Raw genomic sequence first — 610 nt, 5'->3', positions numbered from 1 at the left:
GGACAACGCCGAAGACATCGCACAAAGCATCAAGGTGCTCAACTCCGCCGCTGGTTTCCTGCGTATGCAGTTGGCCCGCGAAATGAAGTTGCGCAGCGTTCCTCAGTTGCACTTCCACTACGACGAAAGCGTCGTGCGTGGCGCGCACCTGTCGGCCCTGATCGAGCGTGCGGTGGCTGAAGACAATCAGCACCCGGTAGCCGCTGAACCCGAAGACGCCAAGGAGTAATCGGTGGCTCAGGTCAAACGTATCCGTCGTAACGTCAGCGGCATCATCCTGCTCGACAAGCCGCTGGGGTTCACCTCCAACGCTGCATTGCAGAAGGTTCGCTGGTTGTTGAACGCCGAGAAGGCCGGGCACACCGGCAGTCTTGATCCGCTGGCCACCGGCGTGTTGCCGTTGTGCTTTGGTGAAGCCACCAAGTTTTCGCAATACCTGCTCGATTCCGACAAGGCCTATGAAACCCTGGCGCAACTTGGCAAGACCACCACCACGGCCGATGCCGAGGGTGAAGTTTTGCTGGAACGCCCGGTGACCGTTGGTCGCGCCGATGTCGAAGCTGTTTTGCCGGGTTTTCGTGGGCAAATCAGTCAGATACCGCCGATGTAC

The 610-nt window shown here is 59.2% G+C and carries 1 protein-coding gene and 1 pseudogene; both read left to right on the top strand.

Translation table 11 applies throughout. The features are described from left to right. Positions 1-229, top strand: a 229-nt coding sequence (locus tag AC1DRJ_RS31605; RefSeq protein ID WP_477805558.1) for a ribosome-binding factor A, incomplete at its 5' end; no start/stop codon positions are given. 3 nt (positions 230-232) lie between these two features. Then, positions 233-610 (top strand): annotated as a pseudogene (locus AC1DRJ_RS31600) (tRNA pseudouridine(55) synthase TruB); the annotation flags it as partial.

It is taken from the genome of Pseudomonas sp. P5_B2 (assembly GCF_056400445.1).
Note: the sequence above shows the minus strand (reverse complement) of the source record. Positions and strands in the feature narration are given on the sequence as shown.